The 5,418-nt window shown below is 73.4% G+C and carries 4 protein-coding genes; all 4 read right to left on the reverse strand.

Annotated elements, in window-relative coordinates; all coding sequences use genetic code 11:
• Positions 1 to 226: LLM class flavin-dependent oxidoreductase (locus tag LZ495_RS33910; RefSeq protein ID WP_235056913.1), on the reverse strand; the 226-nt coding region annotated here is incomplete at its 3' end.
• A 279-nt stretch (positions 227 to 505) separates the two neighbouring features.
• Entirely contained in the window at positions 506 to 1,429 is a 924-nt protein-coding gene (locus tag LZ495_RS45085; protein ID WP_235056917.1) for a CAP domain-containing protein, read from the reverse strand.
• A 663-nt stretch (positions 1,430 to 2,092) separates the two neighbouring features.
• Entirely contained in the window at positions 2,093 to 3,613 is a 1,521-nt protein-coding gene (locus LZ495_RS33920) for a PAS domain-containing protein (RefSeq protein WP_235056919.1), read from the reverse strand.
• A gap of 272 nt (positions 3,614 to 3,885) precedes the next feature.
• Positions 3,886 to 5,280, reverse strand: coding sequence for a choice-of-anchor A family protein (locus LZ495_RS33925; RefSeq protein WP_235056921.1), 1,395 nt, complete (start codon positions 5,278 to 5,280; stop codon positions 3,886 to 3,888).
• Positions 5,281 to 5,418: the final 138 nt, after the last annotated feature.

Genomic DNA, 5,418 nt, shown 5'->3' on the forward strand with positions numbered 1-5,418 from the left:
GGATGCGCTCCGTGCGGGCCGCGACATACCCCATCGCGACCTCGGGCGCGGACAGGTGGCTGTACTCGGTCAGCGCGTGGTGCTCACCGAACCACACGTACTTCCAGTTGTGCTTGTCCGCCTTGATGGCAAGCTCCAGCTCGCGCATCAGGGACAGGTGCGCGGCGTCGCGGTCGTGCGCCGCCGGCCCCGGGGTGAACCCGTTCAGGAAGATGCCGAACTCCACCGGGAGCCCTCCTTGTTCTCGTGCATTCGCGTTCGTGCTGGTCGTCCAGGCCGGACGAATCCCTGTCGGGACGCGGCGGCGGGGACGGCGCAGGAGCGTCACGAAGTGGAACGGCGAAACGCTCACACGAAACGCAGGGGGGTACAAGGCTTCCCCCGGGTTCCTGAAGGTGTCGACCGCCACATTGCGCGATGGAAAGCCGCACCGGCACAGCAACCGCACCTCGACCGGTGCCTCGACCGGTGCCTCGGGCGGCACCTCGACCGGCACCTCAGGCGGTCAGTACCCCAGGAGCAGCGTCCAGTGCGGGGTGCCGGTCGCATCGATGTAGACCCCGACACCCAGGCAAGTCCAGCGCGGGTCGAGGATGTTGGCCCGGTATCCGGGACTGCGCATCCACTGGTGCAGCACGGCTTCGGGTGAATCCTGCCCCACCGCGATGTTCGCACCGCCGATCCGCACGGCACCCCGCGGCGCGCGCCGGTCGTCCGCGTCGCGGTCCACCCAGGAGACGGACGCGACGGAACTGCGGCTGGACCGCACCGCGACGTTCCCGAGCCCGGCATCCGCGGCGAGCGGCGCCAGACCGCGATCCGCACGCTGGTCGTTGACCAGGCGCATCACGCTTTCGGCGAACTCCGTCTCGACCGGCAACGGCCTCGGGAACCCCGGAGGCGACGGCTGCTCCGGCGGGCCGGTCTCGGGCCGCCGCGTACCGCCCGAGGCGGGATTCGCGGGACGCCGGGGCACAGCGGCGACCGGGTCCACCGGCACGGCTTGCCCGCCTCTTTCGACGGGGTTCGCGCCCGGGCCGCCGGTGGGTTTCGTGCCACGCGGCGGCGTGGTCGGCGCGGCGGGCGGGCGGAGACCGTCCGGGACGGACCGGCCCACCCGGGCCGGCGCCGCGGCCTCCGCGCTGCCGGGGCCGCCCGCGGGGGACGAGACGGGCGGGACCAGGTCCGGATCGGGTCTCCGGGGCGGCCCCGGCTCGGCGGGCAGCGGCAGCACGGCACCGGCTTCCGCCGCGGTGGTCCGCGGCGCGGTCGCCCGGTCGACGGCCGAGATGCTGACGCCCATGGCGAGCACGCTCGCACCAAGAGCGCACGCGAAGCCCCGGTGCGCGGCGAAGGGGAGAGGACCCGGCTGGGGAACCGGGAGGCGCCGGTGGCGCCCGGTCGAGCTCTGGCGGTCGTGCTGTCCCACGGTCGTTCCTTGTCTGAAGTCGCGCCCGGCCGGCTTGCCGGCGGGTGAGGGTGCGCGGTGGAGAGTGGGTGGTCCGGTCCGGTCCGGTCCGGTCCGGTCCGGTGCGCTGCGGTGCGCTTCGGCTCGGCTCGGCTCGGTTCGGCCGGGCGTCGTGGCTGCCGGATCTTGATGGGGTGGACCGGGTTCGGCTTTCCGTGCTGTGCAGGGGAGGGCCGACGGGGATTGAGCGAGCTCGGGGCCGCCGGTTCCGGAACAGGTCCAGCGCAGGTCTGGAGCAGGCGTCGCAGGGTGCGGAGGATGACGGCGGTGGCGTGGTGCGGTTGCCAAGCCGGCTGTTCCGTCGGTTGGCGGAGCCCCCGTCCGGGGCCCCGAACACCGCAGGTCTGCCTGCCTGCCTGGCGAGGTGTGTGCGGCACCGGGGCTCGGCAGGCGCGCCCTGGTCTCGCTGGAGCCGCGGGTCTCGCCGACGCAGGGCGCGCAGGCAGCGGCCGGTGACGGCTCGGCTGCGTACCGGTCCGGGGCCGGTCTGCACGCGAGAAAGCCCGGGAGGCCGGGACCGATGTGCGGCCCGGATGTGCTGTCTACCGGTACGAACTGCGGTTATGCGGGCGGGAGTACTCGCGAGCCGGGAGCCAGGAGCAAGGCCCGAAACTGGACTGCCCGTCAGCTACTTGCCTGGGTGCCGCCCGGTTCCAGTGCCCGGGCAGTGCCCTGGGCAGCAACGAGGGCGTGGCGGGGGCGGCCGGGCAGCGCGGGCCGTGCCGCTGCGCCGGCCGGGGCGGGCAGCCCGGCACCGACCACCGTGCCCGGCACGGTGATCCGCGGCGGTGCGCCGGGCTCCGCGCGCCGTGCTGCGGCATCGGCACGCTCACCACTTGCTCCGCTGACGGCTACCGCGGCGCGATGGCGTCCCGTATGCCCTGCCCGGCCTGCGGACGGCGTGCCGATGCGCGAACGGGTGCCGGTGGCCTTGCCCGTGCTGCTTCCGGCCGGTACCGGTGCCTCGCGGGGTGTCTGCCGCGCGGGCCGGGGCGGCATGTCCGCCCCGCCGCGCAGCAGTCGGTCGGCAAGGCGCTCGGCGTCGCCGCAGTCCTCGGCGAGTTCCCGCAGCGTCCGGTTCGCCTCCGGCCACAGGACCCCGGCCGGATCGTCGGCCAGATGCGCGAGGATCTGCGCCATGCGGCCGAACGCGGCGCGGATCTCGCGGTCCAGCACCGCCGCGAGCCGGTCGTGGCGCGCGGCCGCAGCGTGCGCGGCGGACTGATCGGTGAACGAGACGATCACGCCGACCACGAGGCCTTCGTCGGAGACCGGGACGGTGCTGAGCTCGACCGGACGCCACGTGCCGTCCTCGCGCCCCAGCACGGCGCGAGTGCGGTGGTGGCCCTGCCCGGAGCGCAGGGTGTCGAGCAGCGGCGAGGCGTCGTCCCGCAGCGGGTTGCCGTCGGCGGCGCTGCGCAGGAGCAGCGGCGCGAGTTCGCGGCCGCGCAACTCCTCGGCGGGGCGGCCCAGGAGGCCGGCGGCGGCCGGGTTGGCGAGCATGATGCGGCCGCGGGCGTCCACCCCGACGATGCCTTCCGCGGCGGCCCGCAGGATCAGTTCGGTCTGGCCGGTCAGCTGCCGCAGCGCCCGCTCCGCGGAGAGTGCGGACGTCTGGTCGGTGACGGTGACCATCAGCAGGTCGCGGTCGCGAGGACCGGTTCCGTCGGTGTCGGTGTCGGTGTCGGTGTCAGTGCGGGCCGGGACGCCCGGCTTCTCGTCGAGGGCGTCCGCCGGGACGATGCGGATCGCGACGTCGGCGGTGAACTCGAAGCCGTCCGTGCAGCGGACGGCCATCCGCACCGGTGCCCCTTCGGGGTCCTCGGCGCAGCGGATGCCGCCGGGGGTGCGGCCGAGGTCGAACCGCGGGAGGACGTCCAGGATTCCGCGCCCCACCAGATGGGTCGTGGGGGCCTGCAAGGTGTCCGCGGCGGAGAGGTTGGCATCGACGATGGTCCCGTTGCCGTCCACGAGAAGCACCGGGTGAGGGAACGCGTCGGTGATCCGCGGCAGGCGCGCGGAGCGCCGGGCGGGCGCGTCGTACGGGAGCAGTGCGGCCGGGGCCGGGGCGGGGGAAGGTGAGGGGATGGGCAACGTCCCTGCGAGGAAGGGAAGTTCGAGGGAAGCGGGGTCTGTGTAGGTCACTCTTGCGCCTGTCTCGGAGGGTGGAAGGCGGGGTCGGTGCCTGGGTGCCTGGGTGCCTGGGTGCCTGGGTGCCGGTGTGTCGAGGGTGTCGGGTGCTTGCTGCTGCGTGTCCGGGCCGGTGTCCCGCCCGGGTGTTCGGAGTCGGGTGCGACCGGTACCGCATGCGGGGACTCATTCCTGCATGCGGTACCGGTCGCAAAGACGGCGGGACGGTGCCGCCCGGTGGAAGTGGTGTCACGTGTCGACCGCTGCGCGGCCGACCGAAGATCCGGTCAGGCGCGACGGCGGCGACGGGCGACGGCGAAGACCGCGGCGCCGCCGGCCAGCACGGCGGCTGCGGTGGCGACGAGGAGCGTGCTGTCCGAACCGCCGGTCTCGGCCAGCGGCGTACCGCCGTTCGGGGGTGCGGGGTTGTCCGACGAACCCGGAGCCTCCGGGGTCTCCGGACCGGCCGGCGTGGCGCCCGGCGGCTGCGCGGTCGCGGTCGGGGGGCCCGACTGCGGCGGCCGGGACGCCGGGGGAGGCGTCGGACCCGGCGCGGCAGGGGTACCGGGCTTGCACGCGAACGGCGGTGTGCCGTTCCACGGGTAGTTGTGCGTTTCGTTGCCCGTTCCGTGCATCCGCGCGCTGCCGCCGAAATACAGCCGGCCGTTCGTGCTGGCGGTCAGATCCGCGGACGCCTTCGGAGCGAGGATCGAGCCCATGAAGTTCCCGCCGCCGCTCAACGTGAGGGCCGGCGCCTCGCGGAAGTTGTAGAGAATTCGTGCGGCCGCCGCACCGTATTTCGGCGAACTGTAGAGGTCGACCCGCTCCCCGTTGAATCCGACGGACATCGGAGAAATCGCGACCTTTTTGGCACCGGTCACATTGACCAGTACCGAAGTATTCTCCGGAATCGCCTCGAAAACGAACGACGAGGCGCCGTCGAGGTCCGCCGCGGATATCTCGAAGACCTGGACGGAACCTGCCGCTGGAGCGCCGCGGAACGTCACCGTCGACCCGGTGCGCTGCGCCGTGCCGGTCGGCCGCAGTGCACCGAGCGACGCGGACTCGTCCTGCATGGTGCGGTCGAACCCGGCGTACGCCCCGAGCGCCTGCGCGGCGCCCAGCCGCGACGGGCTCGCGCCGCCGTTGGTCTCCAGCCGGCCGGTCGCGGTGAGAGCACCGCCGACCTGGACGGAGCCCCCGTACTTGGGGCCTTCCAGGAGGCCGTGGCCGACGTCGACCGTGGTGCCCTTGGCGATCGACAGGTCCGCGCCGACCGCGAGCATCACGTTTCCCGAGGTCGGCACGATGCCCGAACCGGCCCCCGCCCGGCCCACGTTGAACACGCCGCCGGGCGCTTTCGCGAATGCGGCCCGCCCCTTCACCACGACCAGGCCCTCGGCTTCGGCGGCCGAGCCGTCCGCGGTGAAATCACCGCCCACGAAAACCGCGACATTGTCGTCGGTGAAACGCGGGGTCTGCCCGATTCCCGGCATCGCGCCGGCGGCCGGGCAGGACGCCGCGCGCCCCGCATTCTTTTCCGTCTGCGCCGCATGGCCCGGGCCTGCGCCGACGAGGACGAGGGCGGCGGCCGCGGCGAGCGCCGGTCCGGCGCCGTTCATATTCCTTCTGCTGATTCCCACGGTTCGAGAGATTAGCAGCGCAGCCGGGAAGCCGATCACCGAAGTCGGCGCCGGATGATTAATATCGACTTGCCGGGACCTTAAGAGAAACTCAAGGGGCGAAGCGCGTGGTGCGGGAAATATCCCCCACCACCCGCGGCCGGGACAAAAGCCCGTTTAGGCGGGGCATCGGGGGGC

The sequence above is a fragment of the Yinghuangia soli genome, assembly GCF_021502675.1.
Lineage (GTDB): Bacteria > Actinomycetota > Actinomycetes > Streptomycetales > Streptomycetaceae > Yinghuangia > Yinghuangia soli.